Origin of the sequence: Rhodococcoides fascians A25f, from assembly GCF_000760935.2 — a bacterium.
GTDB lineage: Bacteria > Actinomycetota > Actinomycetes > Mycobacteriales > Mycobacteriaceae > Rhodococcoides.
In genome coordinates this window covers 1,989,952-2,014,910 of sequence record NZ_CP049744.1, presented here as the reverse complement: position 1 = coordinate 2,014,910, position 24,959 = coordinate 1,989,952, and the positions used below count along the sequence as shown (strand labels likewise).

The following is a 24,959-nucleotide window of genomic DNA, read 5'->3' as shown; positions in this document are numbered from 1 at the left end:
ACCGGCATCAGTTCTCGTCCGAGAAGAGGGTTTGCACCGTGAACGCACTGCAGAACGGCCATTTCGACTCCACTACCGCGCTCGCGTGGGCCACGTTCACCGAGAATCTGCACGCATGCCTTCGGTCCCTGCCCAGACGTGACTACGTCACGGTCACGGCCGCTCAGGCCAGCCCCGGCGAACGTGGTTTGCGGCCGTACATCGATGTGGCGGCGACGGACACCGGAGTCCTGGTCACCGTTGCGGCGATTCCTTCGCTGCTCTACCCGGACGCCCCGGAGACGTCGGCCATGGACGTGCAGTTGGTCGAGTTCGGATGGCTGAACCGCGGCAAGCCGATCGCCGACGGATCGGTCATTGATCTCACGCGAACCGACTCACGAGCCGATGCCGCGCTCGTTGCCGAGATGATCACGCTTGCGTTCCGCGAGATCTGGAACGTTCCGCACCCCTCGTTCCTCAGTGTGTGGGGCGTCGCAGCCGATGGCGTGTCATCTGGGCCGAGGGACCTGCAGCGGGGGCTCGTCGCCTCTGCGGCCGAGACCGCCACGTCGGCCGACTCTTCCGAGACGCCCTCCGAGATTCCTGCCGAGCTGGGCTCGCTGCAGGCGCTGTGTCAGTTGACAGGTCGTCGAGTCGACCCACACGCCGTTCGATCCGTCTGCGTCGACAGTGACCTCGACGATCTGAAGGCTCGTGCCGTGGCCCTCCATCGCTCGGCTGCCACGCAGGCCCGGGGGGCGGCCGGCGCGGGTCGAGACGACTCGGTGGCTGTGTGGTCCAGCCTGGCTCGCACCTGGCTTTCGGTCGCACGAAGCATCGACGCCGCGATGAACGAGGCCCGGCACGCGTGCCGCTGACCGGAGCTACAGGATCGTTCGTCGCAGACCGCTCGCCCGTAACACCTGACGCTCGACGCCCGCGCGAATGGCATCCTCGGTGCCGATAACCCGCACGTGCGATCGTGCGCGAGTGATTGCGGTGTAGAGCAACTCTCGGGTCAGCAGCGTCGATGCCTCGGCGGGGAGAAGAACCGAGACGGTGTCGTACTGACTGCCCTGACTGCGGTGGATCGTCATCGCGTACACCGTGTGAACCGACGAGAGCACGTTCGGGTGGATCAGCACATGGCCGTGCCCGCGGGCAAACGCTGCCATCGGGTTTCCGTTGTCTCCCAACACCACAACGCCGGTGTCGCCGTTGTATATCCGCGCTTCGTGATCGTTTGCCGTCACCAACAGTGGCTGACCGGGGTACCACAGTGACGGATCGAGAATCGTTCCGCTGTGCTCTCCCACCCACTCCATCGCCTGGCGATCCCATCGCGCGACACCCCATCGGCCCTCGCGGTGCGCGCACAGCAGGCGATGCTTCTCCAGACCCAGAAGCGCAGCGGAGGCATCTCCGGCTGCTGCGGCGGCGGTGACGTCGGCTGCGGTCTGAATCACGTCGGAACGCAGCGCATCCACGTCGTCGGGGCCATGGAAGGAAATTTCTTTTGCGCCGGACTCGAGCAGCGCCATCACGTCGTCGCCCCGGCCGTCGCGCACGGCCACAGCCAACTGGGCGATTGCCCCGCCGAACCGTCTGCCTCGACTGAGCCGCACGACGCCGCCGCGCAATCGGTCTCGCTCGAACGGGCTCAGGGCTGCCTCTGCCGGATCCTCGGCGGCGGCGAAATCGTCGTCGACGAGCTGCGCCAGCACCGGGTTCTCGATGCCCGTGACCGGCCGGGCCACGAGGTCCGCCAGCACCGCGCCTGCGTCGACGGACGTCAACTGGTCCGGGTCACCGACCAGGATCAAGCGTGATTCGGGGCGGACGGCTTCGAGCAGCCGGCACATCATCGTCAGTGACACCATCGAGGTTTCGTCCACGACGATGACGTCGTAGGGCAGGCGGTTCTCCCCGTCGTGGCGAAACCTCGTCTTGCTGCCGGGCTTCCAGCCCAGAAGCCGGTGCAAGGTCATCGCCTTCAGATCTACCGGCAGTCCGAGGAGCCCCGCTTGTTCGGACACCGACTCCTGCAATCGGGCTGCGGCCTTGCCGGTGGGTGCCGCCAACCCGATGCGCAGATCGCTTCCGTGTTCCCGGACGAGCAACGCCAGAATCCGAGCCACCGTGTGGGTCTTACCGGTTCCCGGCCCGCCTGCGATGACCGTGGTCCATTGGGTCGCCGCGAGGGCTGCCGCTATCCGCTGACGATCGGGAGCAACGGTGGGCGCACCCGATTCGTCGACGAACAGCTCGGTCAGAGCACGGCTGATCTCGGCGGCATCGGACCGCGGGTGAGACTGAGATCGCTGCTCGAGAACATCACGAACTGTGCTCTCCTGCAGGTGATATCGATCCAAATACAGGAGTTCACCCTCATCGGTGTGAACGAGTTTCAGCGGCGTCAACGGTCCGTTTGCACTGCCGACGACGAGGGGACTGGCCGACAGTGCGCCGAGGACCTCGACGAGGTCGGGCCACGGAAGCGCTCCTGGATCGACGTCGGATTCCTCGTCGACCGTCACATCTTGCAGTCGTCGCAGATCGAGGCACACCGATCCCGATCGCACGGCACGCACCGTCAGCGCAGCGGCCAAGAGCACATGCTCCGACGACTCCCCGGCAAGCGCGCCCAGACGTAATGCCACGTGCACATCGGCGGCGGTGAGTACACCTGCATCGTTGAACGTACGCAGAAGGCCGCTCCCGCGCAGTGCGGTGGTCACGCTCGTCATCGATTCGCCTTTCCGGCAAGCAGATCCGAGAGCTCGACCACCAGCGCTGCGGGCGGATTCCAGTCGAACACCCCACACCCGGCAGGGGTCTGCGGTCCCACCATGCCCCGCACGAACAGGTACCGAACTCCGCCGAGGTGTTCCTGCGGGTCGTATCCCGGTTGACGCCACCGCAGATATCGATGCAGCGCAACGGCATACAGAATTGCCTGCAGCGGATAGTGCGAGCGCATCATCTCTCCAGCCATCTTCTCTCGGGTGAAGTTGCCTGTCGTCAGATCACCTCGGGCGAGCCGGTTGGTCTTGTAGTCCACCACCACGTAGCGCGGTCCGGGCACTCGTAGAACCGAGTCGATACTTCCGGTGAGAAAGCCGCGCAGGGGTGTTTCTTCGATACCGTCGAGCAGATCGGGGTAGGACGCTAGCGGGTCGCCGACATCGAGGTGCCGACGCATCAGCCGCGCAACGGATTTCAGGGTAACTGTCGCCGTCACGGGATCGTCACCTCCGGCCAACGGAAGCTCGAAGTCCAGCTCTGCCAAGTGGTCGGAAGGCGCGATGTCGGCAAGCGTCCCGAAGCCCAACGGCGTGTGCATCACCGGCAGAAGGGCTGCGGCCAACGCCACTGGATCGACCTCGGCCATGCGCGAGGCGACCGCTGCACTGCAGCGAAGTTCGAGCTCGGCGAGCAAGTCGGGAGCGGAGGTGTCGATGTGTTCGAGCGCCTCGTGCACGAGCGTTCCGAATGCGGCGCCGGCGGGCATGCCGTTCATCGGCGACTCGATTCCCTCCAACCTGGAATCTTCTGTGTAGTCACTGTTCGACTGAGGTTCGGCCGGCTCGTCGGTCTTCTCGGGATGCTCGGCCTCGCTTGTCACCCCCACCTCCGGCTGAACGTGCGCCGCGTCGTGGGCATGAGCTGTCAACGCGGAGTACGACGTTCGACGCCACAACAGGTCCAGAGTTCGGTCGAACCGCGCGGCGGCAATGTCGAGCAACGGTTCCCCGGGTCTGACCCAATGCCGCGTGGACGGTGCACCCGGTCCCACCGGTTCGATGGAGATGATGTCGGCAGCGGACCCGACCCAGGATTGAAGCCGGTTCGCGGTGGTTGCATCGTCGAGGACCTTGTACGACGGCTCCGGTTGGGGAATCCCGGGGATGCGGCCGAACAGCATGCGATGCAGCGACGACGTTGCGGTATTGCGGCCCGGTGCCCACCACAGCACTATCTGGCTCTCCGCTCGGGTCAGGCCGACGTAGAGCAACCGCAGTTCCTCGCCTGCTTCCTCCTGGTCGTTGATCATCTTTCTGGCCGCGTAGCCCACTCCCGACGGTCCACCGACGTCTCGAATCCGGTCGCCGTTCTCGTGCAGCAGCAGCGTCGACGGCTTGCTGAAGAACAACGTGTCCCAGGCATACGGCAGGTAGACGACGGGGAATTCGAGCCCCTTACTGCCGTGTGTCGTCATGATTTGCACTGCGGCGGAATCGCTGTCGAGTCGTCGGCTGCGGTCGCTGGATCCACCGGCTGCCGGTTCCTTGATGCGGTCGGTCAGCCAGCGAGTGAGTGCGGTGATGCCGAACGACTCGGATACTGCTGCGCGATTGAGCAATTGGGCAATATGCCGCAGATCGGTCATGGTCCGTTCGCCCGCGTCGACTGCGAGCAAACGGGCGTCGAGTCCGGACTGGGCCGACACTCGCTCGAATACTGCAGCGAACCCTGCCTCGTCGAAGAGTATCGAATATTCACGCAGTCGGCTGCTGACCTGGGCCAGAGCATCCTCGGCTCCGGAGTCGAGCTGAGCGGCAGTCCAGCCGAGCAAAGGGGTAAGGGCGGCAAGTCGAACGCGGTCGGTGCGATGCGGTTGCTCGATCGCCTGCAGCAGCCACAACCAGTGGCGGGCACTCTCGGTGCCGAACACGCTGGTGCTGCTCGACACGACCGACGGGACGCCGACTGCGTCCAGCGCGTCTCGAATCAGCGCCACCTGCTTGGTAGTTCGCGTCAGCACGGCGACGTCTCGCGGTTCGATCGCCCGGGGTCCGTCCGGTCGGTCGATCGTGGCACGGCTGGACAGCAGCTCGACGATGTCAGCCGCGACGTCGGCCGCGACCTTGGAACGGAGTCGATCGACTGCCGGAAACCCTTGTCGCAGGGGACCTGCACCGGTTCTCGGAAGATAGCGCAGCCGCAGCGGGGTGTGTCCGGTCATCCGCGACGGTGGGTTTCGGGCTTCGACACGGTGAACGACGATGTCGTCGTGTCCGAGGGCTGCGCCGCCGTACAGATGGTGCAGCGCATCGAGTAGCCCGGAATCGCTGCGCCAGTTGGCAGTGAGCTCGTACAGGTGGTCTGCCGATTCGACCGCATCGAGGTAACTGAGCACCTCTGCCCCGCGGAATGCGTAGATCGCCTGCTTCGGATCGCCGACGAGAATCAGGGTCGTCGATCCGTGAAACGCCCGTCGCAGAATGTCCCGCTGCATCGGGTCCGTGTCCTGGAACTCGTCGATCAGCACCACTCGGAACCGGTCTCGCACTCGCGCACAGGCGGCCTCACCGTGCACGGGATCGGACAACACCGAATGCAGGAGTCCGAGTAGATCGTTGTAGTCACGCACCCCGAGCAGCCGTTTGCGACCTTCCAGTTCCCGCCGCGCTTCTCGGGCGAACTGCACGCGGAGCGCCGGCTCGCGGTTACCGTCGTCCCCGTCGAGATTTTCTGTGTCGGGGTACAGAATCGACTGCTGGTCGCCCACGGCCGCCAAGGCCAACTGGTGCGCATCCCGCCTGCTGAATGCAGGCGCTTCGTCGTCGCCACTGAACATCTGCAGGTACAGGTCGTCCACGACCTGCTCGAGTAGATCGGACACGGATTCGACGAATGTCGATTCCGGTTCGCGCTCCCCCGCGATTCCGAGCCCGTCGAGCATGCGCTGACAGAAGCTGTGGGTGGTGACGATGGTCCCGGCATCGAAGTCCGACAGTGCCTTTCGCAGTCTTCTGCGACGGCGTTCCACCTCGGCGTCCTCGGCCGATGCCAGGAACGACACCAATGGATCTCGTTCTGCACGAGCAGCTTCCGGGTCTGCAAGGTGCTGCGCGATCGAGGCGAATCTGCTGCGAGTGCGATCGCGGAGTTCCTGGGTTGCGGCCCGGCTGAACGTCACCAGAAGCAGGTCGGAAATTTCGGCAATGCCCTCGGCGACGTAGCGCGCGGCCAGTCCGACGATCGCGTAGGTCTTGCCGGTACCGGCGCTGGCTTCGAGCACGGTGGTTCCGGTAGGCATCGGTCCGAGGAGGTCGAATCCGTGCAGGGTGGTCATGCGTTCCCCATGTTCTCGGCGGTCAGCAACGGGTCCCACAGTGTGCGGGCGAGGACGCCGAAGCGGCTCGTCTCGTTGGACGGGTCGGTTTCATCGGCGAGCGGGGTCGCGGCCAGCAGTGTCTGGAACGACAGGGTCGGACCGTGCACGTACCGCAACGAGCGATCGTTTCCGTCGCCGAAGTCTCCTCGCCACGCCCAGCTGGCGGAGTCGTAACCGTCCTCGATGGATCCACCGCCGAACCGCTTCTCCGCGTACGCCGATGCAGTGCCGGTCGATATCGGCAGCGGCGACGCCAATCCGCGATCGCGCAGATCCACCAGTTCGCGCAGGGTGGCAATGGGATCGCGCGGTGCCGTCAGTCGCGATCGACGAGGAGGCCGCATACCGCTCGCCCGCCCGATGGTGACGGCGCTCCACTCCCCCGGCTCGGATGCGGCCACCGCCAGCAACCGCACCCACGCGGCCAGCCGATGCTTTGCGGCGAGGCGAGAATAAGACGAACGGGCCAGAACACCGCCATGAATTCCGGTGACGGTTCCGGTCAGGCGTCGTCCGTCGCCGAGATCGACCGAAACATCCGTGGTGTCGGCGGGGCCTTCGTGGAACGGCGCGGCCGCGTCGGCGATGATTCCGACGATCTGTCGGATGTCGGACATCTCGCGTCGGCCCTGATGAAACGGCGGAAGGGTTCCGCGGCGCCATTCGGCGTCGGCGAATTCTCCGATGTCTCCGCCCGCGAGCACCGCGGCAAGCATCCGATCGCCGATGTTCCACCGGGACAACGGGTCCAACTCGATGTCGAGACTGTCTGCCAGGTCGTCCTCGAGCTCGGGAACACGAAATCCGAGCCGCTGGCGGAGAAACGCCTGCACCGGGTTCTCGACGAAGGCGATCACATCGGCGAGTTCCACATCGCCTCGATCGGCAGGCGGGAGCGCTGCGGGCAGGAACGGAGGCACGGGCTGGGGCGCACGTTGCTGCGAGACCGCTCCGGCCAACGCGACGGTGTCGAAACTGAACGGACGTTCGGCCTCGAAGTTGTGAGGATCGAACGGCTGCAGCGGATGCCGATGTTCGACGCTTCGACCCGCGGTCACCTCGAGCACGTCCATGAGCTCGCGCAGCGGAATCGCCGGCGGCTTGACCGAACCGTCGACGGGGTCTGCACCGGTGTAGAACAGCAGGAGCTTGTCCTCGGCCGACATCACCGCGTCGAGCAGCAGTTGCCGATCCTCACTGCGAATGTCTCGTTCGCCGAGCGCCGGGTCGCGGGCGAGGATGTCATCTCCGTCGATGCTTCCCACTCGCGGGAACACCTCGTCGTCGAGCCCGAGGAGCACCACCACTCGGTGCGGTACCGATCGCATCGGAACCATGGTGCACACGGTCAGTTCGCCGGTGCGGAAGTTCGCTCTCGTGGGTCGTCCGGCCAGTCTCCTGGCCAGCATGGCGCGCACGTCCGCCAGTCGCAGCTCCACCGACCCGCCGTGTTCGGTGGCGTCGGCGATCTCGCGATGTGCTTGTGCCAGTTGCCATTCGTCGGCAGTAGGCACGTCGGCGAGCAGATCGAGTGCGCGGCCCAGTTGCCGCATCCACTCGGTCACCGACGCCGGACCGGCAAGAGCTCGCAGTACCGAGGCGAGCCGATCGACCAGCTCGGCGAAACGGCCGGCGAGGGCGATGTCGTTGCTGTCGACGTCGTCGAGAGGCAGCGCAAGGTCGAGATACTCGTTGTGGGTCTCGTCGGCCGCCACGCCCAGGAGGATCCGGTCGAGGGCCGATTTGAACGTGTTCTGCCGAAAACCGTTCAGACCGAACGCTTCTCGTTGTCTCACGGTCAAGCCCCACCGCGCACCGGAGGTCGTCACCCATTCGCGGAGTCGCTCGAGATCGTCGTCGGTGAGCGAGAACTTCTCTCGGACCGGACCGCTGGCAGCGAAGTCGAGCAGCTCGCTCGCCGTCACCCGGCCTTCGGCGAAGTCCAGAACGGTCGCGATGACGTCGAGCACGGGGTTGGTGCGGCGCAAACCCCGATCGGCGAGTCGCACACGCAGGCGGTGTCCTGGATGCACCAGCGCAGCCTGCCCGAAGTTGGCGCGAATCAGCGGCGCGTAGGTCTCGACGTCCGGGCACATCACCAGCACGTCCCGCGGTTCGAGCGTGGGGTCGCCGGCGAAAAGATGCAGCAGCGACTCACGCAGAACTTCGACCTGCCGGGCGGGTCCGTGACATGCGTGAATCTGCACCGTGCCATCCGTCGTCGTCACGTGGTCGTCGGATTCCACTGCGGCAGTGGGTGAGACGTCGGCAGCGATGTCCGATTGGATTCGACCGAGCAGGGTGTTCGCGATCTCGGGACCCTCGTGATGGACGGCTTGCGCCGCGACCGATCCGGTGGTGGCCTGCAGTTCCCGGACGTCGCGAGACAGACTGGCCAACAGCGGATGCTCGACGGCAAGGGCCGTTGCGTCGTCTCGTCGCCGCGTCACCGCAGGAATGTTCTCCAGGGCGGTCCACATGGACGGGCTGGGATGCGGAACCCAGATGTGTACCTCGCGGTGCTCCGACAGCGCACCCAGTATGTCGAGCTGATCGGTCGTCAATCGGGTTGGACCGAAGACCGACAACCGACTCGGTAGCTCCACCGAGTCGGGTGCATCCCGTAGCCGAGCGCACGTCTCGGGCAGCCGCTCGGCGGGGCTGGGACTGCCGATCCGCTCCCGCACCAGTTTCCACACTCGCGGTTGCCACTGCAGGTCGTCGTCGAGATCGCCGCCGAGGCCGTCGGTGAATCGTCCGGCGAACCAATCACGAATCATCTGAGGTCGTTGAGAACCGTACGCACGGAACAGCTCTGCCACATGAGATGCCGTCGACCAGCGACGCCCTACACGGTGGTCCTCGGACCCCGCCCCCAGATGCTCGAACAGCACCGCCGCCCACGGTTCGGTGCGGCACTCGTCGATGACGCTCAGAGCAGTCCAGAGCACTCGGCCCATTGCCCACGGATCGTCGTCCGGGTCGATATCGTCGACCGCGCCGACCGCGCGTGAGACCAGCCTTGCCGGGCTCGGAAAATCGATGTTCGCGGCGATGCCGTCACCGTCCGGACTGCCCAAGGTGCTCGAGAGTCGTTGAGTGAGCCACCGCTCGACGCCCTTGGCCGGAACCGACACGATCTCGGGGGTGAAGCAGTCGTCCAACGGCACGGACAGGACATCGGCGAGCGCGTCGGCAAGGGTTCCTGCGCGCTCGGCGCGGTGGAGCGTCAACACCGTTGCGATCCCCTGCCTGTTCGTAGCCGAGAGCCCGATTCCGGACTCGTGACGACCCTACTCGAGCCTGGCGACAGGTTCTGCGCGATGAGTCCGGCCGCCGATCCCGGTCAGTATCCGTGACCTCTTTGCCGACACGAAGGAGAACGACATGTTCGAGCATGTCTTTGCAGTGATCGCGGTACGCGACATAGATCCGGCCGACGCCTGGTATCGCCGGCTGTTCGATCGGCCTGCAGACAACAACCCGATGCCGAGTTTGGTGGAGTGGCAGGCCGCCCCCGCTGCATGGGTGCAGGTGACGGTCGACCCCGAGCGAGCAGGCGCGTCGCAGTTCAACGTCGCGGTCGACGATCTCGAAGCGTTCGTCGCTTCGGCGCGCTCACGAGGGGTCGAGTTCGGCGACATCGTCGACGCGAACAAAGGCGTTCGACTGAGCACCGTTGTCGATCCCGACGGCAATTCCATCACCGCGATCGGCGGCTTTCGCGAGCGCTATTGATCGATGCGGTTGTCGTTGTGCAGTCGGGTGTAACGACAAACACCGTGAATGCGACATGGTGAGCGGAAATGCGACCGACCGGTTCGGACGGAATCGAGTGGTTGCTTCCGGTCTCGCGGCACATCGTTTCCGCGGTATCGACACCATTCGCGACCCGAGGACGAACCCCATGACCAGCGCCTACCCGCCACCCTTCCAGCGCCCCACACCCGAGCCCGAGACTCCACGCCGCCCCCTGTTCGGGAAGGTGTTCGCCTGGGTTGCAATCGTTTTCGGCGCGATCTTCTCGATCGGCGCACTCGTATCGTTCGAGTTCGGTGCACTGCTCGTGGGCGCACTGATGGCCGGGGCGGGTGTCGCATATCTGTACCTGTCGCCCAGTCGAGGTCGCCGAGGGTGGGCGGTACCGGCCATCGCCGTCCTCCCTGCCCTGATCTTCATGGGACTGACCACCACCACCGAACCCGAGACCCCTGCCGTCGCCCCGGTCGCGGCCGTGCCCGCCTTGCCGACCGTCACGACGACGTCCGCGCCGCCGTCGACAACCACACCGACGCCGACCACGACGACCACCGTCGCCCCGACGACCGAAGCAGTAGACGCCATCGTCGTGGTTCCGACGACATCGGAGTACATCCCACTGCCCGATCCTGAGCCCGTGTACACCCCTGAGCCGGTCTACACACCGGAGCCCGTCTACACCGCTCCCGCACCGTTGGCCGTAGTACCCGAGAGCGTGTACTACGAGAATTGCAAGGCTGCAAGAGCCGCGGGAGCCAGCAATATCCGAATCGGTGAGCCCGGCTACCGACCGAAGCTCGACGGCAACAGCGACGGCGTTGCCTGCGAAAGTTGAGCTTCGGTGGGGTGATAGGGCCCTTCCTGCTCGACTGAGGGCATGGACCGACGAAACCGGACATCCCAGCAGATAAGCTGCCACTCATGGGATCGAAGCGGCCTGCCAACCGCGGACAGAAACGTGCAGAAAAGACCAAGGCCCGGCAACGGCGTCATCAGCAGTCCCGACCGGCGCCGTCCGGTGTCGACAGCGAACGGATCGCCGATCTGATCGACGGGTTCGTGGAGTGGCTGGACGAGAGCGAGATGTCGGAACAGTCGGAGGCGATCTCACGGCTCGTCTCGTCGACGCTGACCCAGCTTTCCGGAGCCCGTCACGGCTTCTCCCCCAGCGCCTGGCTGCCGGCCGATGCGCACCTGCTGGTGGACGCAGCGGAACGCATCCTCCAGGAGGAGTCCGACACGGCCGAGGACACCGCGGTCAATCTTGTGCTCACGTCTCTGCAGTACCTGACCTTCCTCGACGAAACCGATCTCTGGGACGGCACGCCCGAGGACTACGCGCACTGCATGGAAGATCTCTCGGACTTCCTCGAAGGCGACGAGCCCGACATGCTCGACGCCGACGACATCGACCTTCCCGACGTCTCTCTCGCACAGGAACTGGCGGCCATCTCGGCGCTGCCACTGTTGCCGGCATTGGACGACATAGTCGCTCGGGTCGCCGATGGGCTGGCAGTGTCCGACGATGTTCATCTGCAGCGCGCAGTCGGTGCGGCTCCTTTCGATCCCACCGAAGTGGGCGTGGGCGTCGCCACGGTCGATTACTGGTCGACGGCCATCGCGACCGAATTGATTCGCATCGACGGTGACACTGCGAGGCCGGGCGACAATGCGCATTCACTGGCCGGCCGCGGCGCGGAGACCGTCCACGAACTGGTTGCCGAGCATGTCCGGGTGCAGCTGTCGGGAGATGCCGACGACCCCGACGTGTCGCGGTCACTGGCCAATACCTTTGCGGTGCAGACGTTGCTCGCCGCCATGACCGAAGAGCTACCCGTCAACAACGAGGGCGAGGACTACGCCGATCTGGAAGGCGAGGATCTGCGTACGGCCCAGTTGATCGATCACCGTGTTCGATCGCTGATCGAACAGGGCATTCTCGTCAGGATCGAGGAAGTACTGGCCGTTCCGCACGCTCTACGTCCGGCGGTGTTGGACGGCGTGGCCGAGGCACAGCCCTTCGGTGCGCTCGACGACGATTCTCTCGATGACCCGCTGCCACGATCGCCCGAGGATTCGGCATCGTCGTGATCGCCCCCGCGAGCGCCGAGATCGTGTCGGTGGTCGCCGCTAGCGTGATCGAGTCCGCGTTACGTCAGCGCGATCTGGGTAAGGAGCCGACATGAGCGATTCACTCGAGTTCGACTTCGACGTCGATGCCGCTTGGATGCAATTCCAGCGGACGCTCGGCGACTACGTCAGCGCCATGCGCGACGGCGATGCGTTGGTGATCGAATCGCGATACGACACCACCGACGGCGTCCCCGACACCGCCGCCTGCGTGCAGTTCTATGCCTGGGATCTCGATATGGTCCGCTGCGAGATACCGGCGAACGAACACCTGCACAGCAGCCGAGCCATCACCGCCGATCAGCGAGACGCGTTGAGTGCGTTGGGGTTCCGCATTTCACACAACGACGAGCCGGCGGCACCGCACGTGGACCGCAATCGCTCGTGGTCGGACGATCTGGCGAAGAAGACCGTCGCGGTGTTCCGTGACATCTGGGGCCTGCCACACCCGTCGTTCCTGAGCTCACGCGCCACCGGGCGCTACGACGTACCGAGCTTCGACATCGCTGTCACAGAGCCCGACGTCTACGTGGTGCCGCTGTGCGTTCAACCCAAGGGGAAAGAGCATCTGCAGCAGCTCGTCGATCGCGCTCTCGAGCCGTGGTTCGGCTTCCCGCCGGATCATGACCCCGACGGCGACATTCCGCTGCGGTTCGTCGGCGGCACCGCCTACGTATCGGTCAAACCCACCGAACCGGTGGTCGAGATCAATTCGACGCTTGTCCATGCCGTGTCCGGCCGCACTCGCGCGGCGGAATTGTTGGTCGACCTGAACCTGCAACTGCCGGATGTGATGCTGCACCTGGTTCAGGACTGCATCGTCGCTCAGGTACGAGTCAGCGGGTCACCCTTCGTCGCCGATCACCTGTTGTGGGCGGTGCGCATGCTCAGTCACGTGTGGGAGCAGGTCGACGACAAGTTCGCCGAGGATTTCGGAGGCGTGCTCGGGGAGCCGACGCCGCCCACGGTCGACGCGGACGACTTTCCTGACGGTTTGCTCGAATTGGTCGATCTGCTCGCCGCGTCCGAAGAGGAACCGCTCGACCCGCATGCGGTTCTCGAGTGCTGCTCGTCCGATCGCGATGTCGTCGTGTCGTATCTGCGGATCAGCGCTGAACAAGAAGCGTCGTGGCGTGGGATGGCGGTTGCCGCGGATCTGGGCGACGAGCACTGCGACGTCGACGAGGCAGATCGGGAATCGGCCAACTGGGGCCGTGCCGTCTCTGCCCTCCGTGAGGTGCTGCGCAGCACTCCCGACCAGGTCACGCCCGTGGTCGATCCTTCCGCGATCCAGCTGCAACTGTTCGAGACCGACGAAGTAGCCGAGGTGTCCGAAGAGCGTTCGGAGGACCAGTAGACGACCGCCGATCAGAGTCTCCCCAACACGCTTCCCTTTTGTGTTAACTCGGGTTACATTAACCCTATGTTCGCACTTCGTTTGGAGAAGCCATGACACTGACGACAAGCAATACGTCCGTTTCGGTCGACGCCGACACTGCGGACGAGCAGCAGTACATCGAGACGCTCACATTGCTGTCCGAGGGCTCGGTGCACAAGCACTTCGACCCCTACGTGGACATCGACTGGGAGTCCGAGAAGTTCGCAGTACCCGCGAACGATCCTCGTTGGGTCCTGCCTGCCAAAACCGATCCGATCGGCGGCCACGCCTGGTATCAGGCGCTTCCACTCGACAGGCAGATCGAGATCGGCATGTGGCGTCAGGCCAATGTCGCAAAGGTCGGTCTCCAATTCGAGAACATCCTGATCCGCGGCATGATGCAGTACGTCTTTTCACTGCCCAACGGCTCCGCCGAGGCGCGCTACTGCACCCACGAATCGATCGAAGAGTGCAACCACACCCTGATGTTCCAGGAGATGGTCAATCGCGTCGGTTCCGATGCGCCCGGCATGAGCCGGCCCATGAAAATGCTGTCTCCGTTCGTTCCACTGTTCGCCACGCTGCTGCCAGAACTGTTCTTCGTCGGCGTTCTCGCAGGCGAAGAGCCCATCGACCACATTCAGAAATCGGTCCTGCGGTCCGGTGACGACATTCACCCGATCATGCAGAGCGTCATGGCCATTCACGTTGCCGAGGAAGCGCGACACATCTCGTTCGCGCACCAACTGCTACGTCGCCGAGTCCCCAAGATGTCCAAGGTCGGACGGTTCTTGCTTTCACTGGCCTTCCCGATCACGATGCGCATCCTGTGCGACGTCATCGTCATTCCGCCGAAGAAGTTCTGGACGAAATTCGACATCCCGAAGCAGGTGAAGAAGGACCTGTTCTGGGGTACCCCGGAATCGCAGCACGCGCTGCAGGACTACTTCGGCGACGTCCGCATGCTGGCCACCGATACCGGCATGATGAATCGTGCGGCTCGCCTGATGTGGAAGATGTGCGGAATCGACGGCAAGGCCTCACGTTTCCGTAGCGAGCCCGATCGCAGCTCGAGCCAGTTCGCCGCATAGCCCTCTCGCCTCTTGCCACTGCCGTCAGGAACCCCTCATGCCCCACGTCGTCACCCAATCATGTTGTAGCGACGCGTCATGCGTCTACGCGTGCCCCGTCAACTGCATTCATCCCACCCCCGACGAGCCTGACTTCCTGACGGCGGAGATGCTGCACATCGATCCGCAATCGTGTGTGGACTGCGGCGCATGTGTCTCGGCCTGCCCGGTCGATGCCATTGTGCCGCAAGCAAAACTGACCGAGGCTCAACTGCCGTTCCTGACGATCAACGCGGACTTCTACAAGCAGGAACGCCCGCCTCGGCCGATCTTGGCACCGGTCACGCCTGCGGCATCGGTCTCGCGTGATCGTCAACCCCTTCGAGTCGCGATCGTCGGATCCGGACCGTCGGCGATGTACGCGGCGGACGAGCTGCTCACGCAACCGGGTGTGAAAGTCGATGTCTACGACAGACTCCCGCAACCACACGGCCTCGCTCGCCTCGGCGTCGCACCCGACCATCAGAAGACGCGTCAGGTATCGCGCTTGTTCGAAACCATCTCTGCGCAGGAGGGGTTCACCTTCCACCTCGGTGTCGAGGTCGGCAAGGACATCACCCACGACGAGTTGATGGACACCCACCACGCAGTGATCTACGCCGTCGGGGCGTCCTCGGACCGGGAACTGCGCATTCCCGGTGCCGAATTGCCGGGCCGCAGTTCGGCAACCGACTTCGTCGCCTGGTACAACGGCCACCCCGATCACGCACACCGCACGTTCGATCTCTCGCACGAGCGCGCCGTCATCATCGGAAACGGCAACGTGGCACTGGACGTCGCCCGCATCCTGACCATGGATCCGAACGCGCTCGCCCAGACCGACATCGCACCCCACGCCCTGGACGCCCTGCGCCACAGCTCTATTCGTGAGGTGGTTGTCGTCGGCCGCCGCGGCGTCGCCCAGTCCGCATTCACCGTTCCCGAGTTCGCCGGATTGCTCACCGTTCCCGATATCGATCTGGCCATCGACCGCAGCGAACTCGCGCTCGACCCGGTAACGGTCCGCCTCGCCGCTACCGATGACCTACCCCACGCTGTGGCGCAGAAGCTACAACTTCTTCGCCACGTCGACGAATCCCCTGAGCACAGCGACGACCGTAAGCGCATCACACTGCGATACCTGCTCTCCCCCACCCGCATCCTGGGCACCGATCGAGTGACGGGCATCGAGTTCGAGCGGATGGGTCTGACCGCCGACGGTGACGACGTGGTGCGCAGCACTCCTACCGGTGAAGTCGACACCCTCGATGCCGGACTCGTCCTCACATCCATCGGCTACCGCGGAGTTGCGCTGCCCGGGGTTCCCTTCGACGATCGCCGCGGCATCATTCCCAACACCGGCGGCCGTGTATTGCAGGAGTCCGGTGGGCAGACTTCGGTCGGCAGCTATGTCACCGGTTGGATCAAGCGCGGCCCCTCGGGATTCATCGGCACCAACAAGTCCTGCGCCCAGGAAACCGTCGGACATCTGGTCGACGACTTCAATGCCGGTCGCCTGACCGACCCGATCGAGTTGCCCAGCACCTGGCCCGCCGAGTCGAGTCGGGGGCCACTGCGACGCTCGAGAGAGATGCTGTCGACACTGCGCCGGTCCTGACTGCCCGCCCCTCTTGTGTCCGGCGGTATCACGCCCGCTGACTGGATCAATGCGCCCGCCAGTCACTCCAACTGCAAGAAAGCCGCATTCATGCAGGTGACGAAGGCCGCAGAACTGGGGAAAGCGGCGTGAGGTTGAAGCGTCTACTATCGGGGTAGCCACAGTCATCGGTCACCGATTCACGGCGGGCCAACACCTCGAGGAGCACGAGATGCCGGCCCTGCGACGCATCTTCACCAGGACTGCTGTCCCAATTGTCGGCATCGCGTTGGCGCTGACCTGCGCTGCACCTGCGCAGGCCTTGCCAACACCGGCTGACTTGGCCGATGTGCCATCCCGCACCTCGATCTCGTACGAACACGTGCCGACGGGCACATATGTGGGCAGCGCGGAGGATAATTCCGCACGTCCCGGACTGTCGACGGTCAAGCTCTACATGGCCGACTACGTCGTTCGCTTCGGAGACGGTTCTGCGCGTGATCGCGACCTGGCCGCTCGAATGGTCCAGGTCAGCGACGACGGTGCCGCCTCCGTCCTCGACAACAAATATCCCCAGGCCATCGATGCGACTGCGGCGGAGTTCGGGCTCACCTCCACCTCGCGAGGCGGTTTCTGGGGAAGTTCGTACACCAGCACTGCCGACACCGTGCGATTCCTGGCGGCGAAGAAGCGCACCGATCCCGCCAGCCCCGTCCTGGCCTGGATGAATTCCGCCGCCCCGGTGGCAGCGGACGGAACCGTCCAGGACTGGGGCACGAAAACCTTGCCCGGCGTGACCGGTAGCAAGTGGGGATGGGCCGACGACGGCTCGAGCGTGGTGGCGTCGGCGTCGATCGGTGACGAGTTCGTCGTAGCGTCGAACACGTACGGCCCGCGCCGCACCCAGACCGACGACGTGCTGGCAGCGCTCGGCGGCGTCGAGTTGACGGCACCGCCCGCCCCCGCTCCTGTTCCGAACCTTCCCGCGATTCCCGGCCTGCCGTCGGTCGAAGAACTGCTGCAGATGCTCGCACCTCGCTGACATGTTCGAATAACTTGTCGGACCCCTCCCCTACTCTGCGATTCACCGAAAAGTTCAGGAACCACACCGGGGGACGTGGAGGGGACGACGATGAGTCGTATCGATCTGGACAGTTTTTTCAAGTACTCGCGCGCAACCACTGCTCGGGACAGTGCTGACCCGAACGAATTGCTCGACAGCGGAATCGGTTTCGCCCAGTTGGGGGCCTCCGCGAAGGACATGACCCAACTGATCGCGGAACGCCTGTCGGCTGCGGAAGACATCAGCCGAACGTATTCGGTGCACGATCGCGCGGCGAATATACTCGACGACGCACTCGACGTTGCCTTCGAGAACGGTTGGCAGCCCGCCGAACTGGTACACGTCACCCGTCAGAGCGCTGGAGGCGACGGCACCGTGGTCATTGTCGAGGCCATCGGTGCTCACGCAGCGCGAAGTTCCGCCGACAGCGTTGCTCCGGAATCCTGGCGGGATCAGTTGTCCGAGCTGAACGTCGAATCTGCAGGTGGCACCTCTGCGGACCGTCTTCGTCGATGGCGTTCGTACAACCGGCGGTCGTCGGCGCAGTCGTGGTACACCCTTTTACTCGTACTCGGCTGCGCAACATGGTTGTTGCCCCTCGAGACACTCCTACCCCCTCCCACTCGATGGACAACACGCACCACACCTGCCGGTCCGCGGCAGGCCGTGGACTCGAAGATGCTCGGCAGGATACGAGGGCTACTGGCGAAGGCCGAGTCGACGCAATTCCCCGCGGAAGCCGAGGCATTTTCGGCCAAGGCCCAAGACCTGATGACGCGATATGCGATCGACAGCGCACTTCTCGATGCAGGGAACTCTCGCACCTCGATCGACGATGTCATCAGTCGTCGCATCATGGTGAGCAACCCGTACTCGAAGGCCAAACTGCTTCTGCTGCACAGTGTGTGCAAAGCCAACGGTGCCAGAACAGTATGGAAGAAGAAGTATCTGCTGGCCACCGTGATCGGTCTGCCCGTCGATCTCGATCTGTGCGAGCTGCTGTACACCTCGTTACTGGTCCAATCGGCACGCGCACTCGACGAGGCCGGCCAATCGGCGACCTCGCGGACTCGCAGCTTCCGTCACGCATTCTTGATCGCCTACGCCCACCGAGTCGGCGAACGATTGCAAGACGCACGCACGCGAGCGACTGCAGCGGCGACCCAACAACACGGATCGGCTCTGGTGCCGATCATGGCGGAGCGATCCGATGCCGTGGACCGTGTCTACGCTGCCCGGTACCCGTCGACGAAAACGATCAAGTTCGGCAGCGACAATACTCAGGGGTGGCTTGCCGGCCGGGCCGCCGCCGAACGCGCCGACCTGACCGGTGGGCGCGAACGTATCGACAAATCCGATCTGGCCTCGTAGTGCGGGCTACATTGGCTGACATGACCGGTCTGGATACTCCGCTGACGCCACTTCGCTTCCTCGAACGCGCTGCGGAGGTTCATCCCCACAAGACCGCCGTGGAGGATGGTCCGCGGTCCTTCACCTACGAACAATTCGCCGCCGCCGTCACCCGGCTCGCGCATGCACTGCGCGCGTCGGGGGTCGGCCACGGCGATCGGGTGGCCTACATTGCGTCGAACTCGGCGGAGCTACTGTTCGCACACTACGCGGTGCCGCTGGCCGGTGCCGTTCTGGTCGCGATCAACACCAGGCTCTCACCGGACGAAGTTCGCTACATCTGCGATCACTCCGGTTCGGTTCTGTTGGTGGGTGATTCGGCGTTGCTGGCCGGCCTCGGAACAGATCCCATCGCAGATTCGGTCACCGAGATCGTCGAGACTCCCTCGGTGGACGGCACGTACGAGAAGCTGCCGCACACCACTCGATACGACGCATTCCTCGAACGGGGCACGGACGAACCGATGGAGTGGGAGGTCGACGACGAGACGTCGACCATCACGATCAACTACACCTCGGGCACCACCGGTCGACCCAAGGGCGTGATGTACACCCACCGCGGTGCTTACCTCAATTCCCTGGGCGAACTGCACCACCAGGGATTCGGTGTCGACACCCGCTATCTGTGGACGCTGCCGATGTTCCACTGCAACGGGTGGTGCACCACGTGGGCGGTCACGGCCGCGTCCGGCACACACGTATGCCTTCGCGGAGTGCGCGGCGACGCCATCTGGTCGGCCATCGACAACGGCGTCGATCACCTTGCCGGTGCGCCGACCGTGTTGACCACTCTCGCCACTGCTGCAGAGGCACATTCACTCGATCGACCGCTGACCATCGTCACAGCGGGAGCTCCTCCGAGCCCGACGATCATCGCCAAGATTCGAGCATTGGGAGCAACGCTCGTACACGTCTACGGCCTCACCGAAACCTACGGTCCCTATTCGGTGTGCGAGGCAAAGCAGGAGTGGCTCGAACTGGACGCCGACGAACAGGCTCGTCGTTTGGCCAGACAGGGAGTCGGCATGCTCACTGCAGACCGTCTTCGCGTGGTACGCGACAAGCCCGGTCCCGGTGGAGTGTTGATCGACGTCGAACCCGACGGCGGCGAAATGGGCGAGATCGTCATGCGCGGCAACAACGTCATGAAGGGGTATTACAACGACACCGCCGGAACGACACAGGCTTTCGCGGGCGGCTGGTTCCATTCCGGTGACCTCGGGGTGATGCATCCCGACGGCTACGTTCAGCTACTCGATCGCGCCAAGGACGTCGTCATTTCCGGCGGCGAGAACATCTCGACCATCGAGGTGGAGCAGGCGCTGGCGAGCCATCCTGCCGTCGCCGATGTTGCGGTCATCGGGGTGCCCGACGAGAAGTGGGGAGAGCGGCCGAAGGCATTCGTGGTGCTGGTGCCCGGCGCGGACGCCTCGGAAGCCGAGCTCGTGGCGCACGTGAAGTCGGCCATCGCGTCGTACAAGGCCCCGCGCAACGTCGAATTCATCGTCGAGCTGCCGAAGACATCGACCGGCAAGATCAGGAAGAAGGAGCTGCGCGACGCCGAGTGGGGCACGTCCGCGTCGAAGATCAACGGGTAGCCCACTCTGGTCACGCCATCTGCACACCGGCGATTTCGGTGACGCCGCCCTTGCCGTCGAACGACAACTGCCGAAATGCCACCTTCTCGACGAAGAACCTGTCGTGGCTCACCAGGATCACCGCGCCGGGAAACGCCATCAGTGCGCGTTCGAGCACCTGGGTGCTCTGCAGGTCGAGGTGGTTGGTGGGCTCGTCGAGCACGATGACGCCTGCGCCGAACAACAGGCACTGCGCCAATGCAACTCGTGCCTTCTGCCCTCCGGACAGCACGCCGATCTTCGACTTGAGATCCATCTCGGAGAATTGCAACAACGTGAGAAAGCGGTGGACTTCCTTCTTCGTCGCCGTCAGAGCGAGACTGCCCGGCATCGCGTTCACCGAATGCGACACCGTGTCGTCGAGATCGAGATCGGCCAGCACCTGGTTGTAGTAGATGAACGACGGCGCTTTGGTCTTCCATTTGATCTTGCCGCTGTCCGGCTGCTCGGCACCGACGAGAATGTCGACGAGAGTGGTCTTTCCACATCCATTGGGTCCGGTGATGGCGATGCGGTCACCGCGGTGAACAGTGAAGGAGATGTTCTCGAAGAGTCGTTGCTCCCCATAGCTTTTGGCGATCCCGTTGATCTCCGCCAGGTTGTCGTGCACATGCAGACCGCCGTAGATGGCGGTGACCACCGTGTCGACCGGCCGTGGACTCTTGCTCTTCTTGATGTTCGCCAGTCGACGTTTGAGCACCCCGCTGGGGTTCTTCACTGCTTCCTTGCGATCACTGATCGCTTCTTGCTCGTAGGCAAGCAGCTGCTGTTCGTTGCTGAACTCACGTTCGAGGTTCTTGAGTCGAAACTGCTTCTGCTGAACGTATTCCGAGTAGCTACCGTCGTACGTCTGCAAGTGATGGTTCTCGATTTCGACGATGCTGGTGACGACCTGCTCGAGGAATGCGCGGTCGTGCGAGACAACGAGAAGCGCGCCGCGGAAATCTCGTAGCCAACGTTCGAGCCACGCGATTCCGGCAACATCGAGGAAGTTCGTCGGCTCGTCGAGGAGCAGGACGTCCGGGGCCTCGATGAGGATCTTGGCCAACGCTGCGCGGTTGCGCCAACCACCGGACAGTCGATCGACAGGAAGCTCACGTCGTTCGGCGTTGAATCCGAGCATCGACAGCACCGTGTCGATCTGCTGGTGGTAGGTCCAACCACCGCTGTTCTCCATGGCGTCGAGCAGTTCGGCTTGGCGGTCGACGAGCTTGTACATCTGCTTCTCGTCCAGGTCACCGCCCAATGCGGCCTCGACCTCGGCCAATTCGGTCTCGATCGCGTGGACAGCGCCGAACAGCGATTCGAGCTCCGCTTGAATGCTGCGATCGCCGTCCAGTTCGGAGAACTGCGAGAAGTACCCGATTCGTGCGCCCTCGGTGACGTCGACGGTTCCGGAATCGGGTGTCTCACGCCCGAGAAGAAGCTGCAGCAGGGTTGTCTTGCCCGTTCCGTTGCGGCCGATCAGCCCGATGCGATCACCGTCGGCGAGACGAAAGAACACCTCGCGCAGCATCACCTTCTGGTCGTATCCCTTGGCAACGTCGTTCAAGCGGATCCAGCTCAAGCGTTCACTTCTCCTGAAACACGGGTCCGCTGAGTCGTCGAACCGGGCTCGCCCACTCTAGCCGCGCGCAGCATCGTCCGATTCGCTGCTCACGTGGACTCCCACAACCACAGGTAGTAGTCGAGGCGTTCACGGTCGAGTTCGATGCCGTACGCGTCCAAGAATGCCTTGCAGTAGCTCCGGCCGTAGTTGTACTCGGTGCTCCAGATTGCCGGTGCCAGGTCTGCCCAACGATCGGCGACACCCATGCTGCCCATGTCGACGTGTGCTGCCCACGATCCGTCGTCGGCGATCAGGGTGTTCGGCATGCAGGCGTCGCCGTGGCACACCACGAGTCGATCGACCGCTGGTGATTCCGCCGGCAACTCGCGGTCACCGATACGAGTGACCACCGACCAATCGAACGGGCACTGCGCGACGGGGACTGCATCGTGAAAGGCACGAAGTCCGGTTGCCGCCGCGCGGACCGCGGTGGCCGGGTCTTCCATCCAGCGATCGGCGACGGCGTTCTCCCACGGCAGGGCCTCTGTCACCATCCAGGAACCTGTCGCGTCCGAACCGGTGTCGATCACCTTCGGAACCGGGCTGTACCGACTCACCCAGTCCAGACGACGCCGCTCGTCTTCCAGGTCGACCGAGCTCTCGACCGGTGTCCATTTGACGTAGCGTGCCTCACCGATACGAAAAGTCAACCCGCCCAGTTCATTCGACCACACAGGTTCGATGTCGTCAGGTCCCGCCAACTCTCGCACCACGGCAGGGACGGCGATATCGCCGTCGGGCACGCTCATTTACCGGTGATGGTAGCGAGCGAATCGACGGGCGGGGACACGACGACGGGATCGCGTCCGGACCACAGATCGAGAACTGCTTTGGGGCGCGCCAACAGCTCTCGCGCATAGTTGCGAACCACCGCGAGTGTATTGCAGTCGATGCAATCAGCAGTCACACCGTCGACCTCCAGATCCATGTCCTCGCAGAGCGCCACGGCACGCGAGACGTGAAGGGGCTGACTGATGATGAGTCCACGTTCGACGCCGAACGTCTCTTTCGCACGAGCGCACGTGTCGTAGGTGTCGATCCCGTGATCGTCGCCGATGATCACGGCGGGGTCGATGCCGTGCTCGATCAGGTAGTCGGTCATGGCCTGAATTTCGTTGCCCGAGTTGCCGTCTGCATCGCCGGAGACCAGGATCGCTTTGATCTTTCCGGCTTGCATCAGCGCGATTGCGACGTCGAGGCGGCCGGCGAGAAATCGCATCGGCTTACCGTCGCGCACCTGCGCGCCGAGAACGATCGCCACGGGCGCATCCGGTGCATCGTCGACGTCGTAGACCTTGCCCGCCGTCGCATACGCAACCCAACCGGCCGATGCCAGAACGACTGCCACCAGTGCTGCAACGAGGGCAGACACCGCCTGTAGGAGTCGCCTAACCAGTCCTCGGGGTTTTGCTTTCGTACTCATGATCTCGTTTCGTCGGCGGCAGAGAACCCAACGTAGCCGATGAAAACGGCGCATTATCGACACCGCAGCGCACCCGCATCGATTCCACAGTGAACCCTCAGAAGAACCCTGCCCCGCTGCCCCGGATGTCCGACGAGTACCGTCTTACCAGTGAATCCGCTGCTGACCTCTCGACGCTACGTCGACTTGCGTCTGCAAGCCAGCGCTACCTGTTGACGGTCCTCTAGACCTCAACCTCGCCGTCGGGCACGTCGGCCCGATGAGCATTCTGTCGCACACCTCTGTCGACACTTCTTCGTTTTCGAAAGGCATAACCATGTCTGCGCCCAGCGCTACCCGTACGCGCCGTGTCCCTACCTGGGCAACCGCGTTCGGTCCACAAATCGTTGCCGGTCTCGTACTCGGTGTCGTATTCGGGCTGATCGCCCGATCCATGCCCGACGCGGCCGACGGCAACGAGAACTGGTTGGTCGGCACCCTCTCGACCATCGGTTCGAGCTACGTCAAGCTACTCACCGTCGCGGTCATTCCGCTGGTCTTCACGGCAATCGTCAGCTCCATCGCCAACCTCCGTGAAGTCACGAACGCCGCCCGCCTCGCCATTCAGACGCTGTGGTGGTTCGCCATCACGGCGTTCATCGCCGTCATCATCGGGATCGTCATCGGACTGGTCGCCCAGCCCGGATCGCGAACCAGCGCGGGAGCCGACTCGGCGGGAGATCCGTCGAGTGTCGGGTCGTGGTGGTCGTTCCTCACCGGTTTGGTGCCGAGCAACTTCCTGGCACTCGGTGCCAAGACCACTGTCCCCGAGAGCGGTACCGCAACCACATCGTTGAGCTTCAACATCTTGCAGTTGCTGGTGATCGCCGCTGCTATCGGCATCGCGGCACTCAAGGTCGGCAAGAAGGCCGAGCCATTCCTCGCGTTCAACGCCTCGTTGCTGGCGATCGTGCAGAAGGTGCTGTGGTGGATCATTCGCCTGGCACCGATCGGCACCGCCGCCCTCATCGGCAACGCTGTCGCAACCTATGGCTGGGACGCGATCGGTTCGCTGGGCGTGTTCACCGTGTCGATCTACATCGGACTGGCTGTGGTGTTCTTCGTCGTGTACCCGTTGATCGTTCGCGCCCATGGCCTTTCGGTCCGGAACTTCTATTCGGGAGTGTGGCCGGCCACGCAGCTGGGCTTCGTGTCGCGCTCGTCGATCGGAACTCTCCCGCTCACCGAGCGTGTGACCGAACGCAACCTCGGCGTGCCGCGTGAGTACGCATCGTTCGCGGTGCCACTCGGGGCGACGACGAAGATGGATGGTTGCGCGGCAATCTATCCCGCAATCGCAGCACTGTTCGTGGCTCAGTTCTACGGCATCGACCTCACCATCACCGACTACCTGCTGATCATCGTGGTATCCGTGATCGGTTCTGCTGCAACAGCAGGAACGACAGGCGCGACGGTGATGCTCACCCTCACGCTGTCGACACTCGGGTTGCCTCTCGCCGGTGTCGGTTTGCTGCTCGCGGTGGAGCCGATCGTCGACATGGGCCGCACCGCGGTCAACGTGACCGGCCAGGCGCTGGTACCGACCATCGTGGCCAAGCGCGAAGGAATCCTCGACCTCGAGCGTTACAACGCTCCGCGAAACGGCGATCCTTTCGTCGACGAGGAAGCAGAAGTGGAACTGGCCCGCTAGCAGTACGTTTCGAACGATCGATCCCGACGACCGAGCAACTGGGTCGTCGGG

General features: G+C 64.0%; 17 protein-coding genes. 11 read left to right on the top strand and 6 right to left on the bottom strand.

The features are described from left to right. Positions 1-38 precede the first annotated feature (38 nt). Positions 39-860, top strand: a complete 822-nt coding sequence (locus tag BH93_RS09620; protein ID WP_052064810.1) for a TY-Chap domain-containing protein — start codon at positions 39-41, stop codon at positions 858-860. Between the two features lie 6 nt (positions 861-866). On the opposite strand, the gene recD is transcribed toward BH93_RS09620, so the two are convergent. From recD to recC, 3 genes are read right to left on the bottom strand one after another with little or no spacing between them, the layout of a single operon-like run. Further along, complete coding sequence (gene recD, locus BH93_RS09615; RefSeq protein ID WP_037171340.1) at positions 867-2,729, bottom strand: exodeoxyribonuclease V subunit alpha; 1,863 nt, start codon at positions 2,727-2,729, stop codon at positions 867-869. Continuing rightward, positions 2,726-6,061, bottom strand: coding sequence for a UvrD-helicase domain-containing protein (locus tag BH93_RS09610; protein WP_037171338.1), 3,336 nt, complete (start codon positions 6,059-6,061; stop codon positions 2,726-2,728). The genes recD and BH93_RS09610 overlap by 4 nt, the downstream gene beginning before the upstream one ends. Beyond that, entirely contained in the window at positions 6,058-9,339 is a 3,282-nt protein-coding gene (gene recC, locus BH93_RS09605) for an exodeoxyribonuclease V subunit gamma (RefSeq protein ID WP_037171336.1), read from the bottom strand. The genes BH93_RS09610 and recC overlap by 4 nt, the downstream gene beginning before the upstream one ends. A 151-nt stretch (positions 9,340-9,490) precedes the next feature. Between recC and BH93_RS09600 the strand changes: the two genes are divergently transcribed. The 9 genes from BH93_RS09600 to BH93_RS09560 all read left to right on the top strand — a co-directional run bounded on the left by BH93_RS09600 (position 9,491) and on the right by BH93_RS09560 (position 20,147). Further along, positions 9,491-9,841: a VOC family protein gene (locus BH93_RS09600; protein ID WP_037171334.1), complete on the top strand. Its 351-nt coding sequence runs from the start codon at positions 9,491-9,493 to the stop codon at positions 9,839-9,841. Between the two features lie 169 nt (positions 9,842-10,010). Continuing rightward, positions 10,011-10,697 (top strand): excalibur calcium-binding domain-containing protein, encoded by a 687-nt coding sequence (locus BH93_RS27795; protein ID WP_037171442.1) that lies wholly within the window; start codon positions 10,011-10,013, stop codon positions 10,695-10,697. Positions 10,698-10,783: 86 nt separating this feature from the next. Further along, complete coding sequence (locus tag BH93_RS09590; RefSeq protein WP_052064808.1) at positions 10,784-11,953, top strand: hypothetical protein; 1,170 nt, start codon at positions 10,784-10,786, stop codon at positions 11,951-11,953. 91 nt (positions 11,954-12,044) lie between these two features. Beyond that, positions 12,045-13,349: a T3SS (YopN, CesT) and YbjN peptide-binding chaperone 1 gene (locus BH93_RS09585; RefSeq protein WP_052064807.1), complete on the top strand. Its 1,305-nt coding sequence runs from the start codon at positions 12,045-12,047 to the stop codon at positions 13,347-13,349. Positions 13,350-13,441: 92 nt separating this feature from the next. After that, complete coding sequence (locus tag BH93_RS09580) at positions 13,442-14,461, top strand: AurF N-oxygenase family protein (protein WP_037148333.1); 1,020 nt, start codon at positions 13,442-13,444, stop codon at positions 14,459-14,461. A gap of 37 nt (positions 14,462-14,498) precedes the next feature. Beyond that, positions 14,499-16,097, top strand: a complete 1,599-nt coding sequence (locus BH93_RS09575) for an FAD-dependent oxidoreductase (RefSeq protein WP_052064806.1) — start codon at positions 14,499-14,501, stop codon at positions 16,095-16,097. Positions 16,098-16,308: 211 nt separating this feature from the next. Next, on the top strand, positions 16,309-17,118 hold the full coding sequence (locus tag BH93_RS09570) for a hypothetical protein (protein WP_037171332.1): 810 nt from the start codon (positions 16,309-16,311) through the stop codon (positions 17,116-17,118). Positions 17,119-17,208: 90 nt separating this feature from the next. Further along, positions 17,209-18,510 (top strand): DUF2786 domain-containing protein, encoded by a 1,302-nt coding sequence (locus tag BH93_RS09565; protein WP_155290839.1) that lies wholly within the window; start codon positions 17,209-17,211, stop codon positions 18,508-18,510. A 20-nt stretch (positions 18,511-18,530) separates the two neighbouring features. After that, positions 18,531-20,147 carry an AMP-binding protein gene (locus BH93_RS09560; protein WP_037171329.1) on the top strand — a complete coding sequence of 539 codons (1,617 nt, stop codon included), beginning with the start codon at positions 18,531-18,533 and terminating at the stop codon, positions 20,145-20,147. 10 nt (positions 20,148-20,157) lie between these two features. On the opposite strand, the gene BH93_RS09555 is transcribed toward BH93_RS09560, so the two are convergent. From BH93_RS09555 to BH93_RS09545, 3 genes are all read right to left on the bottom strand, one after another. Next, positions 20,158-21,753, bottom strand: a complete 1,596-nt coding sequence (locus tag BH93_RS09555) for an ABC-F family ATP-binding cassette domain-containing protein (protein WP_037171326.1) — start codon at positions 21,751-21,753, stop codon at positions 20,158-20,160. 89 nt (positions 21,754-21,842) lie between these two features. Further along, the gene (locus BH93_RS09550; RefSeq protein ID WP_037171325.1) at positions 21,843-22,544 is read right to left on the bottom strand and encodes an aminoglycoside 3'-phosphotransferase; all 702 of its coding nucleotides are present in this window, start codon (positions 22,542-22,544) and stop codon (positions 21,843-21,845) included. Next, the gene (locus BH93_RS09545) at positions 22,541-23,218 is read right to left on the bottom strand and encodes a SanA/YdcF family protein (protein ID WP_052064819.1); all 678 of its coding nucleotides are present in this window, start codon (positions 23,216-23,218) and stop codon (positions 22,541-22,543) included. Before BH93_RS09545 ends, BH93_RS09550 begins: the two co-directional genes overlap by 4 nt. Positions 23,219-23,534: 316 nt before the next feature. On the opposite strand from BH93_RS09545, the gene BH93_RS09540 reads away from it, so the two are divergent. Continuing rightward, entirely contained in the window at positions 23,535-24,908 is a 1,374-nt protein-coding gene (locus BH93_RS09540; protein ID WP_037171322.1) for a dicarboxylate/amino acid:cation symporter, read from the top strand. Positions 24,909-24,959: the final 51 nt, after the last annotated feature.

Excerpts from the sequence above, each read along its gene's own strand:
- recD (WP_037171340.1), bottom strand. The coding sequence starts at position 2,729 with ATGACGAGCGTGACCACCGCACTGCGCGGGAGCGGCCTTCTGCGTACG.
- BH93_RS09610 (WP_037171338.1), bottom strand. The coding sequence starts at position 6,061 with ATGACCACCCTGCACGGATTCGACCTCCTCGGACCGATGCCTACCGGA.
- BH93_RS09600 (WP_037171334.1), top strand. The coding sequence starts at position 9,491 with ATGTTCGAGCATGTCTTTGCAGTGATCGCGGTACGCGACATAGATCCG.
- BH93_RS27795 (WP_037171442.1), top strand. The coding sequence starts at position 10,011 with ATGACCAGCGCCTACCCGCCACCCTTCCAGCGCCCCACACCCGAGCCC.
- BH93_RS09590 (WP_052064808.1), top strand. The coding sequence starts at position 10,784 with ATGGGATCGAAGCGGCCTGCCAACCGCGGACAGAAACGTGCAGAAAAG.
- BH93_RS09585 (WP_052064807.1), top strand. The coding sequence starts at position 12,045 with ATGAGCGATTCACTCGAGTTCGACTTCGACGTCGATGCCGCTTGGATG.
- BH93_RS09580 (WP_037148333.1), top strand. The coding sequence starts at position 13,442 with ATGACACTGACGACAAGCAATACGTCCGTTTCGGTCGACGCCGACACT.
- BH93_RS09575 (WP_052064806.1), top strand. The coding sequence starts at position 14,499 with ATGCCCCACGTCGTCACCCAATCATGTTGTAGCGACGCGTCATGCGTC.
- BH93_RS09570 (WP_037171332.1), top strand. The coding sequence starts at position 16,309 with ATGCCGGCCCTGCGACGCATCTTCACCAGGACTGCTGTCCCAATTGTC.
- BH93_RS09565 (WP_155290839.1), top strand. The coding sequence starts at position 17,209 with ATGAGTCGTATCGATCTGGACAGTTTTTTCAAGTACTCGCGCGCAACC.
- BH93_RS09560 (WP_037171329.1), top strand. The coding sequence starts at position 18,531 with ATGACCGGTCTGGATACTCCGCTGACGCCACTTCGCTTCCTCGAACGC.
- BH93_RS09550 (WP_037171325.1), bottom strand. The coding sequence starts at position 22,544 with ATGAGCGTGCCCGACGGCGATATCGCCGTCCCTGCCGTGGTGCGAGAG.
- BH93_RS09545 (WP_052064819.1), bottom strand. The coding sequence starts at position 23,218 with ATGAGTACGAAAGCAAAACCCCGAGGACTGGTTAGGCGACTCCTACAG.
- BH93_RS09540 (WP_037171322.1), top strand. The coding sequence starts at position 23,535 with ATGTCTGCGCCCAGCGCTACCCGTACGCGCCGTGTCCCTACCTGGGCA.